This is a genomic window from Acinetobacter sp. OYA S30 (assembly GCF_033599315.1).
Lineage (GTDB): Bacteria > Pseudomonadota > Gammaproteobacteria > Pseudomonadales > Moraxellaceae > Acinetobacter > Acinetobacter baumannii.
Genome location: NZ_JAWVAV010000055.1, coordinates 1 through 17,264, shown reverse-complemented (window position 1 = coordinate 17,264; position 17,264 = coordinate 1). Strand labels below are relative to the sequence as shown.

Genomic DNA, 17,264 nt, shown 5'->3' with positions numbered 1-17,264 from the left:
GAACTGATTACTGATCGTAATGCGCTACAGTTTAACTACCCTCAGGGTACAACCGATATCTGTGGTAATGCTATTTAAGATATAAAACTATAAACCGTAAAAAAGGGCTGAATCACAGCCCTTTTTTTATTTATTTAGAAATGAATGACAGTACGAATTGACTTACCTTCATGCATTAAATCAAAAGCGGTATTAATGTCTTGTAGAGGCATGGTATGTGTTACAAAAGGTTCAAGTTGAATATCGCCTTTCATAGCATCTTCGACCATTTTAGGAAGTTGTGAACGGCCTTTTACTCCACCAAAAGCAGTGCCTAACCATTTACGGCCTGTAACTAACTGGAATGGACGAGTCGAAATTTCTTGCCCTGCACCAGCAACGCCAATAATAACGGATTGTCCCCAACCACGATGTGCACACTCTAGAGCCGAGCGCATAACATTGACGTTACCGATACATTCAAATGAATGATCTACGCCCCAGCCTGTCATTTCTACAATCACTTGCTGAATAGGTTGGTCATAATCTTTTGGATTTAAGAAATCGGTAGCACCAAACTGTTTAGCAAGTTCAAATTTATCTGGGTTGGTATCTACGACAATAATACGTCCTGCTTTTGCTTGACGTGCACCTTGTACAACAGCTAAACCAATACCGCCTAAACCAAATACGGCAACCGAATCACCTTCTTGTACTTTAGCTGTGTTATGCACGGCGCCAATACCTGTAGTCACGCCACATCCAAGTAAACATACTTGTTCGTGATTCGCTTCAGGATTGATTTTAGCTAAAGAGACTTCCGCAACTACTGTATATTCACTAAAGGTTGAACAACCCATGTAATGGTAAATCGGTTCGCCGTTATATGAAAAACGTGTAGTTCCATCCGGCATTACACCTTTACCTTGCGTCGCACGTACCGCAACACACAAGTTAGTTTTTCCGGATTTACAGAATAAGCATTCTTTACATTCAGCTGTATAAAGTGGAATCACGTGGTCGCCAGGTTGAACACTTGTTACGCCCTCGCCTACTTCAACTACAACACCTGCACCTTCATGACCTAAAATCGCTGGGAAAACACCTTCTGGGTCATCACCAGATAATGTGAAAGCATCGGTATGACATACCCCTGTATGGGTAATTTTTATTAAAACCTCACCAGCCTTGGGTGGTGCAACATCAACTTCAACAATTTCTAAAGGTTTTCCTGGGGCAAAGGCGACAGCTGCACGAGATTTCATCTTTGGGTTTCCTTTATATCATTCGGTACTTATAGTCGAGCAAAATAGATTATGTAACCGTAATACAAGAGCTTAATTTTGCTTAAATTAAAATTGGCTTTCATGACAATCCATCACAGCATAGCCAGTCAGAAACGTCTAAGCAAGCCTGTACTAAAAAAAGAAGAAAACCTCCTAGATGAAGAGGTTTTCTATCAGATTACTTCTCTTATAAACAGCTTATGTTTACTTAGAGGTAAATATCTGGTGGATACGGTGTGTTATCACTAATTGGTGAGTAAAGCGTATTTTCAACAAAGAAGCCATTTGGGGCTTGGGTCGTATCAATTGTAATTGAATCGAACATGACTTGCGGATAGGCCCAGATAAACTGCTTCATTAGGCCAAGAGATACGTTATTTTTCATATCGCCAAAAATCCTCTGCCAAATTGGAGTTCGATAAGGTTTGTTTTTGTCGAATCCATAGATATAAGCAATAGATGCATCTGGTACAAATCCAGATAAATAAGCAACTTTATTTGCCGGATAACCTAAATCTTGAGTTGGTATCTGAGAAACAGTTTGATGAGCTAAATCTAATTTAGCTTCTAAAAGCCAGTCATAGGCTTCAGTCATCATGTAATCAAAATTTGGATAGGAGTAGTGCTGGCTTGGATAGTTGATATAGGTTGCTAGGGTTTGTATTGGAGAACGAATGGATGGGAAAAATATTAAAGGACACACTTGAGCATTTGCATATTTAGCTTTAATGGCTGCTCGAATATTTTGACAGGTCTGTCCTAACTTATTTCTTAACCAATTTAAACTCATCATACGGCGTACCTGTTTTATTCATAGCCTCATAGATTGTGCCTAGGTCTGGCGCATATAGTCCTGTATCGGCATTAAAGGCTAATTTTGTTGGATAGTCATACACACAAGGTAGATTCGTGTCCGTGTTATACCACCACCAAGGTTCACCAATTTGCATGTTAACATTACAGCCGCCAGCAACCATTGTATCTGCGAACTCAATAAAAACTTTGTGCAAATAAGCCAAAGCATTTTGATCACTTAAGCTAAAGAAATAACTCGGTGGTTGGTAACCTGTTTTACCTAAATTGCTATTCCAGTCACGCTGTGCCCAAAACTCATTTGCTCCAAGTGAATACATCTCAAAACTTACCCCAAAAATGGGTTGCATGTTTGCATTATGTAGAGCTTGAGCATATTTCTCATGCCATTTTCGGGTACATGCGTTGACGACTGCCTCACCTGTTACTAACGTATCTGGTATTTGCCATTTATTAATATCGCTTTTCCATGTCATTTCAGGATAATGCGACATTCCACAATAGTGGTTTACCAATCCCTGATATCCCAAAGCGACCATATTGTTGACTAGGCGCTGCGGGTTCAAGTCATAATGGTCATCATAGCTGGTACAGATCCCATAATTGTGCTGGGGTACAACAACACGACTCAGATTTAACTTTGCATTTGTTCCAGTCACGACTGAATTGGTAATACGAATATAACCATCTTCCGGCTGGCTTAACGGCGTAGCTGACTGGCCGTTATAGTGGCTAGTAAAGCCTGAAAATGAGATACGTTGAATATTGGTTACCGGAAAGCTATCTGTAGCAGAAAAACCGGCTTTAACTGTATCCCAGTTAATATGAATGTGCGCCGTTCGCGACGAAGGATTATTTGCATAATTAAATAAGACGATATATGCAATTTTATCTACGCCATTGTCATGATAGTACACCGTTAAAGTTGGGGTTAAACTTGGATTATTAAGTACGGGCATAGAAGCCGATAATTCAATATCAAAATCCCAAACTACCCCTGCATAACTATATTTGGTTTCATATGCTAAAAGTTTATGATCTTTCGTATCATAAGAATCCCAGCTAATCCCTACCAAGTCATTTGTCATACGTGATCTAAAAGATGCTTCAAATCCATTTCCATAATTTGTAATGGCAAAAGACATGGTTTGTGGGCCGTCTATTCTCCAGTAAATAGGACTAAACCGATCAATAAGTGTATTTTGGGTAATTGGATGAGGTGATGTATTAGTATTATTTTGCACATTTTGTCGATTAGTTATCATGACGTCATTCTCTTAATGTATTAAGAAGTTTTATATTAAATAAGTATTCTTATTTTACTGTTCAGATAAGTAACAATGACGTTTAAATTATTTACAGTGCATAATTTTAAAAAGCTCAAAATAAACTTAAACAAAAAAACTTAATATTATTCTAAAATATTTTTTCTACCGAGGAGACTATAAATGTCAAAATTAATACAGCCTATCAGTTTTAAGGCTTTGTTTATATTTACTCCTCTTCTGTTTGTATCAATAGGTTGTAGTGAAACGCTATATTCCCAAACAATCCCATCAGTAAAGTCTTCTTCAGAAAATATCGACTATCCAGAGATCGATACAGCATTAGGAGAAAAGTTACAACCGAATGAGGAAGTAATAGCTCATCAAATAACTCAAGTTATTGAGAAGTCGATTCGTGAACAGTATACGGCGGGAAATGCTTTGCGTGATGCACACCCTAAAGCGCATGGATGTGTTCGTGCTGAATTTCATGTATTTAAAAATATACCAGCTCAACTTTCAAAAGGTATTTTTATTCCAGATAAAAACTATGAAGCATGGATTCGTTTTTCGAATGCTTCTAATGATGCTTCTAGAGCAGATATTGAAAAAGACGCACGTGGAATGGCAATAAAAATCTTAGGTGTATCAGGTCAGAAAATTTTAGAAAATGAAAAAGAGGCTACAACTCAAGACTTTATTATGATTAATCACCCCGTCTTTTTTGTAAATGACGGGCAAAGATACCTGTCTTTTATGAATGATGTAAATAGCCATAATATGGTCAGAAAACTTCACATTCCATTTGCTTTAGGTTTTAAAGGTACTATGAATGCTTTAGGCGCGCGTAATTCTAAAATTGCAAATCCATTATATGCACGGTACTGGTCTATGGTGCCCTATCAATTAGGATTAGGTGTTGACCGTCAAGCGGTTAAATACTCCGTAAGAAATTGCTCTACAGTGTCTGCAACTCTACCTGATCACCCTAGCCATAATTTTTTACGAGATGCTTTAAAAGATACATTGCAAAAGCAAGACGTGTGTATGGAATTTCTTATACAGCCAAGAACTTCGACTAAAATGCTGGTTGAAGATGCAATGACCGAGTGGAAAGAAAATGAAGCACCTTTTTATCAAGTTGCGACCATTCATATTCCAAAGCAAAGCTTTGATACACCTGAACAGAATCAATTTTGTGAAAATCTCTCTTTTACACCGTGGCATGCTTTACCTGAGCATAAACCGCTTGGCGCAATAAATAGAATGCGTAAAATTATTTATGAAAATATAAGCAGAGTTAGACACGATATCAACTCAGCTCCCCGACAAGAACCCAAAAACTAATTTAAGTATAAAAGAACTGCCAATAACCAAAGCAGTTCTTTATAGTTCAGTATTTGATGAGGATGGCCATAGATTTTCTAATGTCTATACATCAATTTCTCAGCAATAGAGCTTAGGTTGGCTAAATTCTTTTTTATTGGATAATCTCCTTTACTCGTATCTATGGTGATCCGATCAATGAAGTCTGCTAACCATAAAATAAATTCTTCTTCATTTTTATAGCTAGGAATCAGACTGCTATCAAATTTGAGCAATACTTCATCTTGAGGATTAAGCAGCGAACCACTGAAATCTAAAAAATTATATAAAAATTTTAATTCTGTTCCTGTAATGGCTTTTTTTATTTCTATAATTAAATTATTTAAGCTTTTTAGATAATTGCTTGAAGAATCTTGTTTAATATTTTTAGAAATTTTTTCTGCTAATAGTAAGTATTTTGGCATTTCTATCTCCTTATCAATTTTTTTATAAAATATGAGTATAAAATTAAAGTTATAAATTTAAGTTTTCAGTTTTTATTGAAGTGTTATTTATTTTTTAAAATTAATAGAGTTTTATGTAAGTTGCAACTTTTTATTATTTTAAAGTGTGAACTACTTTGAATTATATTCTGAGTAAATTAATAGGTTTTATATGATTACTGAATTAAACTATGCTCTTCTTTAAAATAAATAAGCTCAACACTTTTAATTATTGAGCTTATCTTTAATTGGCTTAGTATGACTGAAGTATTTCACTTTAAACTTAAGTCATTTTATGGGAACTCTTCATTTTATGAATTTTCCCACACTTTCTGCATTCTCTGACTTCATCATGTGAAATATCAAAATCATATTCCCAGATGTGTATGCAGAAAAATTGTCTAATATTATGGAGCATAGACACCTCCTTAAAAAAAACCAACAATTATGGAAGTTTTTTAGAGATTCAGAATACATCTAGACTCAATTGTCTAAAAGGGAAATTTTTCACCATATCTTTTTTGAAAGGTATGTGAAAAGCTTAAATTGAAGCAAAAAGAAAATATTTCAAAATATCTTATCTCCTTACTCAATGAAGATAAGTAAAAGTTAGCACTAATCTATGTATCTGTTTTTATAGGGAACAAGTGAGTTCTGTTTACAATGAAAACTTATGTGAAGAGAACGAGATAAAAAAGAGATTAAGCCACAAAAAACCGCCCCAAAAGGCGGTTGCTGAATTTTAACAGCTATGAATAGAAGTACGGCAGAAACCCTTCTATATTTCTTATCACATTATTTTTCTTCGTTTATAATTTTCATAAAAGCTTCAGATTTAAAATAGTTAATAATCAGTTCACCTTCATCATCTGTATGTGAAGATTTTGCTGGTGTCTTAGCGTTATCAAATTCGCAATTAAACTTAAAATCGGGCGGGATAAATTTTGAGATAGGTGGAAGATGGGTTTCTCCGCCTGTCGTCATTCGTTCTATAAATCCAGCTAACCATAAAATATATTCATCTTTATTTTTATGAGTAGGCATGAGGCTAATATCAATTTTGACGGCACATTCATCTAGTGGCTTTGTTAAACATTCGTCAAAGTCAATAAAATTATATTTAAGCTTAAACTTTGTACCTTTGATTTCCTTTCGAATCACACCTATTAAGTTATTTAAATGCTCGGTCGGAGTATCAGAGAAAAGATCATCTTCTTTAATTTTTTTATACACCTTTTCAGCAATCATTAAATATTGTGGCATTTCCTATCTCCTTCCTTCCTCTTTCTAGCTGGTTGCTTACTCAGCTTTTTAAGGAAGTATGATAGAAATCATGTGTTGTAATGTGGTTGTTGGTAACTTAATTGTAAGTATTGTAAAGTTATGAAATCTAAGTATCTAATAAAACGCATCTTATACCGACAAAGAGAATTACGTCACTGTTTTACTTATAAAAAACGTAAACTATCGAAATAATTGTTTGCAATAAAATACAGCTCACATAATTACGTTAATTAATCATATATAACTATAGAAAATTTAAAAAATATTTTATAAGCTACTGTTTTTATTGTATTTTAAATTTTAATCTTCTTAGATTATAACAAAATCATACAGTTATTGTGAATTTTGACATATAAATTGAATATAAGAATGCTCTTATAGCTCTAACTTGGATGCAAATTAAATGCTTACATGATCAATCAGCTATATGAACAGTATAGTACTATGGCCTTAAGTGCTTGGGGCTTTACTGATTTACCTTCTTATACAGATAAATATGATCCTAATGAGAAAGATATAGTGATAAAGACAAATAATTGGTTGAATGATGAGGCAGCAGAGGAAAAAACTCAGCAAGGTCTTACTGCCTTTGTAGCTCTTGATGACGCATTTATGAGTATTGCATCACGAATTTATTTAATTAGAAATGCCAAGGAAACGATTGATCTACAATACTACATTTGGACCAACGATTTTGTGGGGAACCTTATTTTACATGAGCTGCTCAAGGCAGCGGATCGTGGTATCAAAGTTCGCTTATTAATTGATGATCAAAACGGTATAAAGCTTGATGGCATATTAAGAAGCCTTTTACAGCATACCAACTTTGAAATTAGATTATTTAATCCTTATAAATTTCGTTACTTACGTATCTTCGATTATCTCTTCCGATTTAAAAAAGTAAATCATCGGATGCGCAATAAGCTCATTATTGCAGATGCATCGATTGCAGTAACAGGCGGTAGAAATATTAGTAGTGAATATTTTGAAGCAAGTAGTAAGTTTCAATTTACAGATATGGATATCTTATTTTACGGGCATGCAGTGCGACATGCCCAAGCTGTATTTACTGATTTTTGGGAAAGTACTTTAAGCGTAAATGCAACTGATATTATCGGAACTTGTGCTGAGCATCATTTAAAAGCTTTAAGAGAGCACTATGAACAACTCCACCACGAAAACCATAGCCTCACTGAAGATAAGCTTTACGATGCGCAGAGTTATTTAAAAGAGCTTTTAGAGCATAACCCTATTCAATGGTCTAAGGCCCATTTCGTGGCTGATTCTCCGAAGAAAATACTGGGCACTGCAACTGAACATGAAATGCTTTATGGCCAAGTCATGTCTATTATGGGTAAGCCTAAGCAACACTTAGAATTAGCTTCAGCTTATTTTGTACCTACCCAACAAGGCACTTATTACTTAAAGCAACTACGAGTTGAAGGCATAAAAGTCCGCGCTTTAACAAATTCTTTTGCTGCAAACGATGTTGCGATCGTACATGCCTTTTATAGCCAATACCGTGTAGAAATGCTTAAAAATGGTATTGAACTGTATGAGTTTAAACCTGTTCTGGAACGACGACGTAGAACGTGGTACGAAATCGTAACAGGCAGCGTTATACCAGCAAAAGGAAAAAATAAGTCGAGCTTGCATGCCAAGTTTTTTGATGTAGATGGCAAAGTCTTTATCGGATCATTTAACTTTGACCCCCGCTCTACCTATTTAAACACCGAAGTAGGTTTGGTGATTGAGTCCAGTCAATTACAAACTCAGATTTCTGTTATGTTAGATCAACATTTACCTCAAGTAGCATATCAACTTAAGCTAAATAGCCAAGGCCAAATTACTTGGCTAGATTACCAAGCCAACGGACAAGTCATTGAATATGATAAAGACCCGGGAACCAGCCGTTTTCAAAGAACAATGATTAAAGCGGTCTCTTATTTGCCAATTGAGTGGATGATGTAATTTTCTTATTACAAGAAACCGATTTCCTTAAAGAATTTCTGATAGGCTTCTGCTTTTTTCTCAAGAGCTAATGGATATGCTCTAGAAGATGACGGTAATCGATATAAATTAATATCGCGGTCTGCAAAATAAGTTGATGTAGATGTCCCAATTAAAGGTTTTTCCGTGTTCTCAGGTAAAACTGAGATTAAGGTATCTGTGGCTTTATCGCCCGTAGTCATAATAGTGTGACATTGAGGAATCTGTTTCAATAAAACCGCTAAGTCTGTCGGAGTGACAATTTCAAGAAACTTATCTGAAGCATTGCCCTTTAGGCGTTTTATTTGATACGCCGTATCAAAAATAGCAATGCCTGTCTCAATCAGAAAGCTGCGGATAGCTTCTTCGTTAAAGCTTTTTTGGTTCTCACTTAAAAAATAAGTTTTATCTTGAAAAAAGATTAAACCAAAAATTCTCCACATATCGTTTTGAAAGTTCGGATAGTAAAAGTCCATCTTCCATTTATTACGTGGTGGTGGAAAACTTCCTAACATTAATAAACGGGCATTTTCTGGCAAAAACGGTTGCAGTGGATGGGTCTCTATCTCAATTATCATAAAAAATCAGTATTTACTTCAAAATTTATAAATAACTTAACGTATTTTAAGGTTAATCACGAGTCAAGAAGTGCAAATTATCTTAATTAAATGTATTGAGGCGAAACGTTTTGTTGTTTCGCCTCAATCATTTCTAATTTTATATTCATGCTAAAACCAAAATATTTAAGAATTTAAAACTTTAAAGACTTTCCCTGTTCTGGGATGAGCAAAGGTGTTATCTTGATCTAAATTGATAACTTTATCTGAAATCACAATCTTGGAAAGCGGTAACCAGTTTTGTTCGATTTCAGCCGAAGCTAAATTTTTCTCCAATGTATTTTCAAAAATTTGTTCTACTACAATTTCCATCCCACACATACTTTTCGCATTAACTTCTTTTAAAATATGGCGCTTTGACATTCTAATCTCCATTTTTTTATTCTTAACATAAAAAATAGTAAAGGGTGTTTTGCTACAATGTGTAAAATTTAACATTTGAAGTGTTTTTTTTGTTTTAAACATATTTATTTAATAATTAAATGAATAGTGGAATATCTTTAAAAAATAAGTTTTATTATTAAATTAACTTATTAAAGCTATCTTTATTTTAAGTAAAATTAATTTTATAAAAAATAATATTTAAAGGGCTCACGTATGAACCCTTGCATTTAACTTTAAACCTGGACAGCATTATCGAGTGAATTGTCATCTTTACTCTTATTATTATCCTTACTAATCAATGAGTCGGTATCACTATCAGTAGAGAAGCTCTTACTGTTCTTTTGCTTTTTCTTGTACATACACATGCCAATCGCAATACCTGTTCCTAATACTAAAATTGACTTTAACATTTTGCACCTCTTCAATTGACGGAGAAACTTCTGATAAATCAACTTAAATTAATAGCATATTCTTTGTTATTTAAGGGCTTTCATTTGAGCCGCTTTTGTAAGGTATTTAATTTTTATGTTAATTAAAAAGTATAATATTTTGAGAAAATAAATTTTGATACAAAGCAAAAAGCCTATTCTCAAAACAGAATAGGCTTTCTACTGTATTTCAGGATTAAGCAGTATTATTAATTGCTTTAAGCAATCTTATTTATCTTTAAATACTCTTCCAATGTATTTAATGTCGATCTTTTAGTCAAGATAGGAAAGCGATGATTTGCAACAAAATGAACTTTTTTGTGACACGATTATCATTTAATTGTTTAAGGCAATAAAAAACGCCCATTTCTACTTCTCAAAAAGAAATGAGCGCAAGTGAAAACCACTAAAGACCTGAAATACCAAATGTCTTTACATTTAGTACTATTGATTCTAATTAATTTACCAAATGGTTGACAATTAAACCATTTGTATTTTTTTTAGTCATTTCGGCCAATAAAAAAGGTTAAGTAATTCGCTATTTTTAATATGTTTGTCTGTAAATTATTTACCTAGGATGCGATTGAGCACGGTTAACCAATTCGAAAAACAAATTTTTTCTATAATCTCATTCGAATAATGTCGCTTTTGCATTGCTTCAATCAGTAGGTGTAGTCCCCTTACATCTTCAATTTCATGACTAATCAGTGCTCCATCAAAGTCAGAGCCAAAACCGATATGATTTTCTCCCATTTGATCTATTAAATATTCAAGATGTTCTAAAAGTACCTCAATGGATGTGTTTGCATCACGTTGCCCGTCTTTACGCAAAAATGCGACATCAAAATTTAACCCGACTATACCTTTAGAGTCCTTAATTGCTTTAAGTTGGTTATCTGTTAAGTTTCTGGCTTGTGGACATAAAGCATGCACATTTGAGTGAGTTGCGACAATTGGCTGCTGAAGAATGTTAGCTGTATCCCAAAAAGCTCGTTCATTCATATGGGAAACATCAATCACCATTTTTTTATCAGCACAGCGCTTTATAAAAGCTTTACCTTCGTTTGTAAGCCCTGCTCCGGTATCAGGTGAATGCGGAAACTTGGCATTTAAACCATGACCAAAACGACTTGGTCTATTCCAAAGTGGACCGATGCTACGAAGCCCAGCATCATAAAATACATCGAGTAAATCTGGATTATGTTGTAATGCTTCAGCACCTTCCATATGCAATACAATGGCTAACTTTTGCTGTGTTAGGCAGTGCTGGATATCCTGAACAGTTGTGCAAATTTGAATGTCATTAGAGTACTCGGCAAGTTGTTTTGCTAAATCGAGCTGTGCCAAACAAATGTGTTCAATTTGCTGTTGCGTGAAGTCAGATGCGTCTTGGTCAAGGAGTTTGTTGGGATGATGCTGCTTAACATAATGAAAAGGCGGCAAGAAAATAGCAAACATACCGCCAACAAAACCGGCTTGTTGGCAACGTTTTAAATCGAGATGTCCGGTTAAACTTTCTTGAATAAAAGCTTGAGCAGGATTGTTATGATCACTTAACCACAATCGGGTTAGTACATCATTATGGCCATCAAAAACAGGAAATGTGCCATGGTTCATATCGGTTTTCTCATAGCTAATCATCTACAATATTTTGAACCGGAATATTTTGTTGAACCGTAAATTGCTTTGAATTTCGGCTATTACGGAATACCAATTTTTCCAGAGAGGAATCAATTTCGCTCTCGGCACGTGCCTGCTCAATGAATTGATGATACGGCGATTTACCACAAACAGGATCCGCGTTACTTGCGTCGCCTGTTAACATATAAGCTTGACAACGACAGCCACCAAAGTCGCGGTCTTTATCTGGGCAACTACGGCATCCTTCTGGCATCCATGCATCACCACGGAAGTGGTTAAAACCGGTAGACTCATACCAGATTTTTGATAGGCTTTGTTCACGAACATTTGGGAAAGAAATCGGTAATTGTCTTGCTGCGTGACAAGGCAGCGCCATACCATCTGGAGCAACTGTAAAGAAAATTTTACCCCAGCCATTCATACAGGCTTTGGGTCTTTCTTCGTAATAATCAGGCACTACAAAAATAAGTTTGCAAGGATGATTTTGTGCTTTTAACTTTTCCCGATATTCATTGGTAATACGTTCGGCACGTATGAGTTGTTCTTGTGTCGGTAATAAACCCTGACGGTTTAAAAACGCCCAACCATAAAACTGACAAATTGCTAGTTCGACTGTATCTGCATTAAGTTCTAGGCAAAGCTCAATAATTTTATCGATCTGGTCAATGTTATGCCGATGAATTACAAAATTGAGGACCATCGGATAATCATATTTCTTAACAAGTCGGCACATTTCATACTTTTGTTCAAAAGCATGTTTCGACCCTGCCAAAGCATCATTAACGACCGGATCACTCGCTTGAAAGCTAATTTGAATATGGTCTAGGCCAGCTTGCTTTAAATGCGAAATACGCTGTTCGGTAAGTCCCATGCCTGAGGTAATCAGGTTGGTGTAGAAGCCAAGTTGGTGTGCATGCGCCACAAGTTGTTCCAGATCTTGACGCACCAAAGGTTCACCACCGGAAAAACCGAGTTGTACAGCTCCCATTTGACGCGCTTGATCAAAAACATCAAACCACTCTTGCGTGGTCAGTTCATTTTTATGCTGTGCGTAGTCTAAAGGGTTTGAGCAATATGGACATTGTAGCGGGCAACGATAAGTTAACTCCGCTAATAACCATAAAGGTAGGCCAACACCTTCTGTCATACTAAATCAATCCAGTGTTGTTGCTGGGCAACTAACATGTAATCAATAACATCGTTGTCAATTTCGGCTACATCACCAAATTGTTGCTTGAGCTGAGCAATAATTGCAGAAACATTATTTGTCCCATCAATATACTGTCCAATGGCCCCTGCACTTTCATTTAATTTGATCATGCCTTCAGGATATAAAATGACAAAGCCATTTTGAGCAGGCTCAAATTGAAAGCGATAACCTTGGCGCCAGGTAGGCACAAGATTTACATCAAATTGTTCTTTATTCATTTAAATAGTCCTTTGTGCCATACTCGTTCTTGAGTCACGCTATGATACGGTGCTTCATTGTGTACGTATGCCAGTGTTAAAGCATCCAAAATGCTCCATAAAATATCCAGTTTAAACTGTAATATTTCCAGCATTCTTTGTTGTTGTTCATGAGTAGTAAATGAATCAAGCGTGATTGTTAAACCATGTTCAACATCACGGCGTGCTTGACTTAAACGAGAGCGGAAATATTCATAGCCCTTGTCGTCAATCCAAGGGTAATGTTGTGGCCATGACTCAAGACGAGACTGATGAATTTGAGGTGCAAATAGCTCAGTTAAAGAACTGCTTGCTGCCTCACGCCATGACGCACGGCGTGCAAAATTTACATAGGCATCTACAGCAAATCGTACACCCGGCAAAACCAATTCTTCGGAAATCACTTGCTCACGACTCAAGCCTACAGCTTCGGCTAACCGTAACCATGCTTCTCGTCCACCGCCATCAGGATATTCACCATCTTGGTCAATCATGCGCTGAATCCATTCCTGTCGCACACGTTGATCAGGACAATTTGCCATGATCGCAGCATCTTTGAGCGGAATATTGATTTGATAGTAGTAGCGGTTTGCAACCCAAGCCTGAATTTGTTGTTGAGTGGCTTTTCCTTCATACATCATCACATGAAATGGGTGATAGATATGATAATACTGACCTTTATCAATAATGGCCTGTTTAAATTGTTCGGTCGTTAAAGCTTCAGGTGTTTGAGTCATGTTTCACCTTAGAGTTCAATTTGCATGCCATCAAAGGCAACTTCTACATCATTTGCTTTTAGTTCAGCAAATTGAGCAGAGTCTTCATTTAAAATCGGATTGGTATTATTAATATGAATTAGCACTTTCTTTGGTGTACTGAGTTGGTTTAAGTAAGATAAGGAACCGCCTTCACCACTAATGTATAAATGCCCCATTTCACGGCCAGTTTTTTTCCCTACACCGGTTTGCTGCATTTCATCATCTGTCCATAGTGTGCCATCAATCATGACGCAGTCAGAATCTTGCATAATCTGCATGATTTGATCATCAATCTTTCCCAAACCCGGCGCATAGAACAACTGTTTTTGCTTTTTATGATCTTTAATAATCAAGGCGATATTATCGCCCTCATGCGGGTCATAGCGATGTGGAGAATATGGGGGTGCCGCGCTTTGAATAATTAAGGGTAAAAATTCTAAATTTTCGAAACCATCAATTTTAAAAGCTTGTTTAGGATCAATTTGGTGATATTGAAGACCACCATTCCAGTGTTTCAGCATATTGAACACCGGAAAACCCGTGGTGAGATCTTGATAGACCATTTCAGTACACCACACATTCATTGGGCAGCCTTCACGTAAAGTTAAAAGTCCAGTGGTATGGTCAAGTTGGCTATCCATTAAAATAACATTGGTAATACCAGTATCACGTAATTTTCGCGCTGGTTGAGCCGCTTTAAAATCAAATAATTGTTGACGGATATCTGGTGATGCGTTTAATAAAATCCAGTCTACGCCGTTTTCTGAAATTGCAATTGAAGATTGAGTACGCACTTTGGCATTAATCGTACTTGTACGAACACCATGACAATTAGGACAATTACAGTTCCACTGAGGGAAACCGCCTCCAGCTGCTGAACCTAAAATATAAATATGCATAAAATTAATATCTTATTAGAAAGACATAAGCCCTAGAACAAGACTAGGGCTTATGAGAGATTTGAATAGAAATGATTAACGTGCTTCAAAGTACATTGTTACTTCAAAACCAATACGTAAATCAGTGAAAGCTGGTTTTGTCCATTGCATAAATTTTACTCCAGTCAGTATTAATCTCGTGAAATGAATCACTTGATTAAATCACATAAGGCAATTAAAAATTTATTCTAATTAAAAATGCCACGTTTGTAGATAAGCTCGGAACAAGATATTGTTCGATAATTGTGTTTTTTGTCCAAATTTTAATAAATCCTGATCTTTCAAAAGCATTTGAAAAGTCATAACAGGTCAATGTTCTGTTATGACTTATGCCTTACCCAGCTAAGTTCATCAAGTGTTGCTGTGCAATATAAAGTTCTTCTTCCGGCTTAGGATGACATTGCACCCATGTTCCATCAGCCTGTAATTCCCATGCTTGACGATTGTCTTTCAAATAGTTGTTTAGGCCATCTTCAATGACTTGTTTCTTTAATTTTTTATTTTCAATTGGGAAGCAGGTTTCAATACGAGAGAACAAATTACGTTCCATCCAGTCTGCACTTGCACAATAAACTTTTGTATCGCCATCATTATAAAAATAGTAAACCCGCGTATGCTCCAAATAACGACCGACGATTGAACGTACTCGAATATTCTCTGAAAGTCCTGCAACTTGTGGACTCAAGCAGCAAATTGAACGAATAATTAAATCAATTTTTACACCAGCTTGTGATGCTTTATAAAGCGCGCTGATGAGCTGTGGTTCAGTAAGCGCATTCACTTTAATGATGATGTGTGCTTTTTTACCAGCAAGGCTATTTTTAATTTCTTGTTCAATAAGTTCTAACAGCTGAGAATGTAAGGTAAATGGCGCATGAAAAAGCTTTTTAAGCTTTGCCATTTTGCCCATACCGGTCAGTTCTTGGAAAATTTTATGGACGTCTTCACAAATTTCCGCATCATTGGTCAGCAAACCAAAATCGGTATAGATTTTGGCATTCACTGCATGATAGTTGCCTGTACCTAAATGCACATATCTTTTAATTTTGTCTTGTTCACGGCGGACCACTAAAATCATTTTAGCGTGAGTCTTATAGCCAACAATGCCATACACCACGACGGCGCCGGCTTCTTGTAAAACGTTTGCGACTTCAATATTTGATTCTTCATCAAAACGTGCCCGCAACTCAATAACCGCGGTCACTTCTTTACCATTACGCGCAGCTTCTGCGAGTAGCTGTACGATTTCCGAGTTGGCACCACTACGGTATAAGGTTTGTTTAATTGCTAAAACATTTGGATCTTGTGCAGCTTCCCGAAGGAACTTGATAACGGGAGCAAAAGAATCAAATGGATGATGAAGTAGAACATCTCCTGCTTTTAACACATCAAAAATCGGTTTTTTAGTGTATAAAAGCTGAGGCAAAACTTGTTGATATGGTTTATAGCGTAACTCTGGTAAATCAAAGTTTGAGATAAAACGGGCTAAATTAACGGGGCCATCGACGTAGTAAAGATGTTCTGCATCTAAATCGAATTGCTCTAATAAATAGTTAGCAATTTCTTCAGGACATTTTTTTGCTACTTCCAAACGAACTGCTTGGCCAAAACGGCGTGAAGATAACTCACCTTTTAAAGCAGCAGCCAAGTCTTCTACATCTTCAGAAACGGTTAAATCGGCATTTCGAGTTACACGAAATTGATGACAGCCGGTCGCTTTCATACCCGGAAATAAATCTGAAATGTGCTGATGGATAATGGCCGAGAGCAGAATGTAATGCTCTGCACCGCCAGAAATATGTTCTGGAATTTTAACAAGTCTTGGTAACGAACGCGGTGCCGGCACAATAGCTAAATCAATTTGACGTCCAAAAGCGTCTTTACCTTCTAAAGTTACAATGAAGTTTAGACTTTTATTGACCAGCCGTGGAAATGGATGTGCTGGATCTAGACTGATTGGCGTAACTACAGGTTGTACTTCTTTAAAAAAGTATTCTTTAATCCATTCTTTATGCTTTTCTAATATATCGCCGTGCTGAATAAAATGAACGCCATAGCCTTGGAGTTGCGGTAACAAAGTATAGTTTAAGATTTTATATTGCTCTTCAACCGCCTCATGAGCATTTTTTGAAATTTGCTTTAATACTTCTACTAACGGTAAACCTTCTGGTCCGGTTGCCTGACTCATCAAGCTAATTTTCTGGATCAAACTTGCCACACGAATTTCAAAAAACTCATCCAGATTACGTGAAAAAATAATTAAAAAATTCAAACGTTCCAGTAATGGGTGTTCTATATCTTTGGCTTGAGCAAGCACCCGTTTATGAAACTCTAATAAAGAGAGTTCTCTATTAATATACGTTTCTAAATTGTGCTGGTTTGAGCTAGCTAAAGTGGGCAATGATGTCATTCTTGACTCTTATACTGGGTAAAAAAGTTAAAATGAATAAAAAAGATTAATTTATTAATGTATAACCGATTTTATCCACCGGACATTTTGTAACTGCTTTATTGCAAATTCATGAATTTTTTATGAAAACCTTAAAATTAATATTTATTTTTGCCTTATTTACTTCCTTCTAGTCATCCATATCTACCATCATCTTAACATTAATTTTTTTAAAGATT

15 protein-coding genes and 1 pseudogene are annotated in these 17,264 nt (G+C 36.0%); 3 read left to right on the top strand and 13 right to left on the bottom strand.

Annotated features, from left to right (window positions below; genetic code table 11):
- Window positions 1-78, top strand: a 78-nt coding sequence (locus R5R67_RS17595) for a DUF4882 family protein (protein WP_318755046.1), incomplete at its 5' end; no start/stop codon positions are given.
- Window positions 79-134: 56 nt separating this feature from the next.
- Here R5R67_RS17595 and R5R67_RS17590 read toward each other — a convergent pair.
- Together R5R67_RS17590 and R5R67_RS17585 are read right to left on the bottom strand one after the other, a co-directional pair.
- Window positions 135-1,244 carry an S-(hydroxymethyl)glutathione dehydrogenase/class III alcohol dehydrogenase gene (locus tag R5R67_RS17590; protein WP_000842122.1) on the bottom strand — a complete coding sequence of 370 codons (1,110 nt, stop codon included), beginning with the start codon at window positions 1,242-1,244 and terminating at the stop codon, window positions 135-137.
- Window positions 1,245-1,473: 229 nt separating this feature from the next.
- A pseudogene (locus tag R5R67_RS17585) lies at window positions 1,474-3,343 on the bottom strand (phage capsid protein).
- A gap of 183 nt (window positions 3,344-3,526) precedes the next feature.
- Between R5R67_RS17585 and R5R67_RS17580 the strand changes: the two are divergent.
- Window positions 3,527-4,690, top strand: a complete 1,164-nt coding sequence (locus R5R67_RS17580) for a catalase family protein (protein WP_000040095.1) — start codon at window positions 3,527-3,529, stop codon at window positions 4,688-4,690.
- A gap of 77 nt (window positions 4,691-4,767) precedes the next feature.
- Here the strand turns inward: R5R67_RS17580 and R5R67_RS17575 are convergent, their stop codons facing one another.
- Both R5R67_RS17575 and R5R67_RS17570 read right to left on the bottom strand, forming a co-directional pair.
- A complete protein-coding gene (locus tag R5R67_RS17575; protein WP_001127349.1) occupies window positions 4,768-5,133 on the bottom strand; it encodes a hypothetical protein in 366 nt (121 codons plus the stop codon).
- 813 nt (window positions 5,134-5,946) lie between these two features.
- Entirely contained in the window at window positions 5,947-6,414 is a 468-nt protein-coding gene (locus R5R67_RS17570) for a hypothetical protein (protein ID WP_001136792.1), read from the bottom strand.
- Window positions 6,415-6,846: 432 nt separating this feature from the next.
- On the opposite strand from R5R67_RS17570, the gene R5R67_RS17565 reads away from it, so the two are divergent.
- Window positions 6,847-8,406 carry a phospholipase D family protein gene (locus tag R5R67_RS17565; protein WP_000609998.1) on the top strand — a complete coding sequence of 520 codons (1,560 nt, stop codon included), beginning with the start codon at window positions 6,847-6,849 and terminating at the stop codon, window positions 8,404-8,406.
- An 8-nt stretch (window positions 8,407-8,414) separates the two neighbouring features.
- On the opposite strand, the gene R5R67_RS17560 is transcribed toward R5R67_RS17565, so the two are convergent.
- From R5R67_RS17560 to ppk1, 9 genes are all read right to left on the bottom strand, one after another.
- A complete protein-coding gene (locus R5R67_RS17560; protein WP_000582742.1) occupies window positions 8,415-9,002 on the bottom strand; it encodes a uracil-DNA glycosylase family protein in 588 nt (195 codons plus the stop codon).
- A 165-nt stretch (window positions 9,003-9,167) separates the two neighbouring features.
- A complete protein-coding gene (locus tag R5R67_RS17555; protein WP_000044010.1) occupies window positions 9,168-9,404 on the bottom strand; it encodes a hypothetical protein in 237 nt (78 codons plus the stop codon).
- Between the two features lie 1,013 nt (window positions 9,405-10,417).
- The gene (locus R5R67_RS17550) at window positions 10,418-11,470 is read right to left on the bottom strand and encodes a dipeptidase (RefSeq protein WP_001015455.1); all 1,053 of its coding nucleotides are present in this window, start codon (window positions 11,468-11,470) and stop codon (window positions 10,418-10,420) included.
- A 16-nt stretch (window positions 11,471-11,486) separates the two neighbouring features.
- Complete coding sequence (pqqE, locus tag R5R67_RS17545) at window positions 11,487-12,641, bottom strand: pyrroloquinoline quinone biosynthesis protein PqqE (protein ID WP_000134716.1); 1,155 nt, start codon at window positions 12,639-12,641, stop codon at window positions 11,487-11,489.
- Window positions 12,638-12,922 (bottom strand): pyrroloquinoline quinone biosynthesis peptide chaperone PqqD, encoded by a 285-nt coding sequence (pqqD, locus tag R5R67_RS17540; protein WP_001031364.1) that lies wholly within the window; start codon window positions 12,920-12,922, stop codon window positions 12,638-12,640. Before pqqD ends, pqqE begins: the two co-directional genes overlap by 4 nt.
- Window positions 12,919-13,677 (bottom strand): pyrroloquinoline-quinone synthase PqqC, encoded by a 759-nt coding sequence (gene pqqC / locus R5R67_RS17535; protein WP_000195110.1) that lies wholly within the window; start codon window positions 13,675-13,677, stop codon window positions 12,919-12,921. The genes pqqD and pqqC overlap by 4 nt, the downstream gene beginning before the upstream one ends.
- A gap of 8 nt (window positions 13,678-13,685) precedes the next feature.
- The gene (pqqB, locus tag R5R67_RS17530; RefSeq protein ID WP_000548490.1) at window positions 13,686-14,597 is read right to left on the bottom strand and encodes a pyrroloquinoline quinone biosynthesis protein PqqB; all 912 of its coding nucleotides are present in this window, start codon (window positions 14,595-14,597) and stop codon (window positions 13,686-13,688) included.
- Between the two features lie 75 nt (window positions 14,598-14,672).
- Window positions 14,673-14,747 carry a pyrroloquinoline quinone precursor peptide PqqA gene (gene pqqA / locus R5R67_RS17525; protein ID WP_001982218.1) on the bottom strand — a complete coding sequence of 25 codons (75 nt, stop codon included), beginning with the start codon at window positions 14,745-14,747 and terminating at the stop codon, window positions 14,673-14,675.
- Between the two features lie 223 nt (window positions 14,748-14,970).
- On the bottom strand, window positions 14,971-17,046 hold the full coding sequence (gene ppk1, locus R5R67_RS17520; protein WP_000202701.1) for a polyphosphate kinase 1: 2,076 nt from the start codon (window positions 17,044-17,046) through the stop codon (window positions 14,971-14,973).
- Between the last annotated feature and the right edge of the window lie 218 nt (window positions 17,047-17,264).

What these genes read in the sequence shown, in the direction of transcription:
- R5R67_RS17550 (WP_001015455.1), bottom strand. Translation starts at nt 11,470, where the DNA reads ATGAACCATGGCACATTTCCTGTTTTTGATGGCCATAATGATGTACTA.
- pqqC (WP_000195110.1), bottom strand. Translation starts at nt 13,677, where the DNA reads ATGACTCAAACACCTGAAGCTTTAACGACCGAACAATTTAAACAGGCC.
- R5R67_RS17580 (WP_000040095.1), top strand. Translation starts at nt 3,527, where the DNA reads ATGTCAAAATTAATACAGCCTATCAGTTTTAAGGCTTTGTTTATATTT.
- R5R67_RS17575 (WP_001127349.1), bottom strand. Translation starts at nt 5,133, where the DNA reads ATGCCAAAATACTTACTATTAGCAGAAAAAATTTCTAAAAATATTAAA.
- R5R67_RS17590 (WP_000842122.1), bottom strand. Translation starts at nt 1,244, where the DNA reads ATGAAATCTCGTGCAGCTGTCGCCTTTGCCCCAGGAAAACCTTTAGAA.
- R5R67_RS17555 (WP_000044010.1), bottom strand. Translation starts at nt 9,404, where the DNA reads ATGTCAAAGCGCCATATTTTAAAAGAAGTTAATGCGAAAAGTATGTGT.
- pqqB (WP_000548490.1), bottom strand. Translation starts at nt 14,597, where the DNA reads ATGCATATTTATATTTTAGGTTCAGCAGCTGGAGGCGGTTTCCCTCAG.
- pqqE (WP_000134716.1), bottom strand. Translation starts at nt 12,641, where the DNA reads ATGACAGAAGGTGTTGGCCTACCTTTATGGTTATTAGCGGAGTTAACT.
- R5R67_RS17560 (WP_000582742.1), bottom strand. Translation starts at nt 9,002, where the DNA reads ATGATAATTGAGATAGAGACCCATCCACTGCAACCGTTTTTGCCAGAA.
- R5R67_RS17565 (WP_000609998.1), top strand. Translation starts at nt 6,847, where the DNA reads ATGATCAATCAGCTATATGAACAGTATAGTACTATGGCCTTAAGTGCT.
- ppk1 (WP_000202701.1), bottom strand. Translation starts at nt 17,046, where the DNA reads ATGACATCATTGCCCACTTTAGCTAGCTCAAACCAGCACAATTTAGAA.
- pqqD (WP_001031364.1), bottom strand. Translation starts at nt 12,922, where the DNA reads ATGAATAAAGAACAATTTGATGTAAATCTTGTGCCTACCTGGCGCCAA.
- R5R67_RS17570 (WP_001136792.1), bottom strand. Translation starts at nt 6,414, where the DNA reads ATGCCACAATATTTAATGATTGCTGAAAAGGTGTATAAAAAAATTAAA.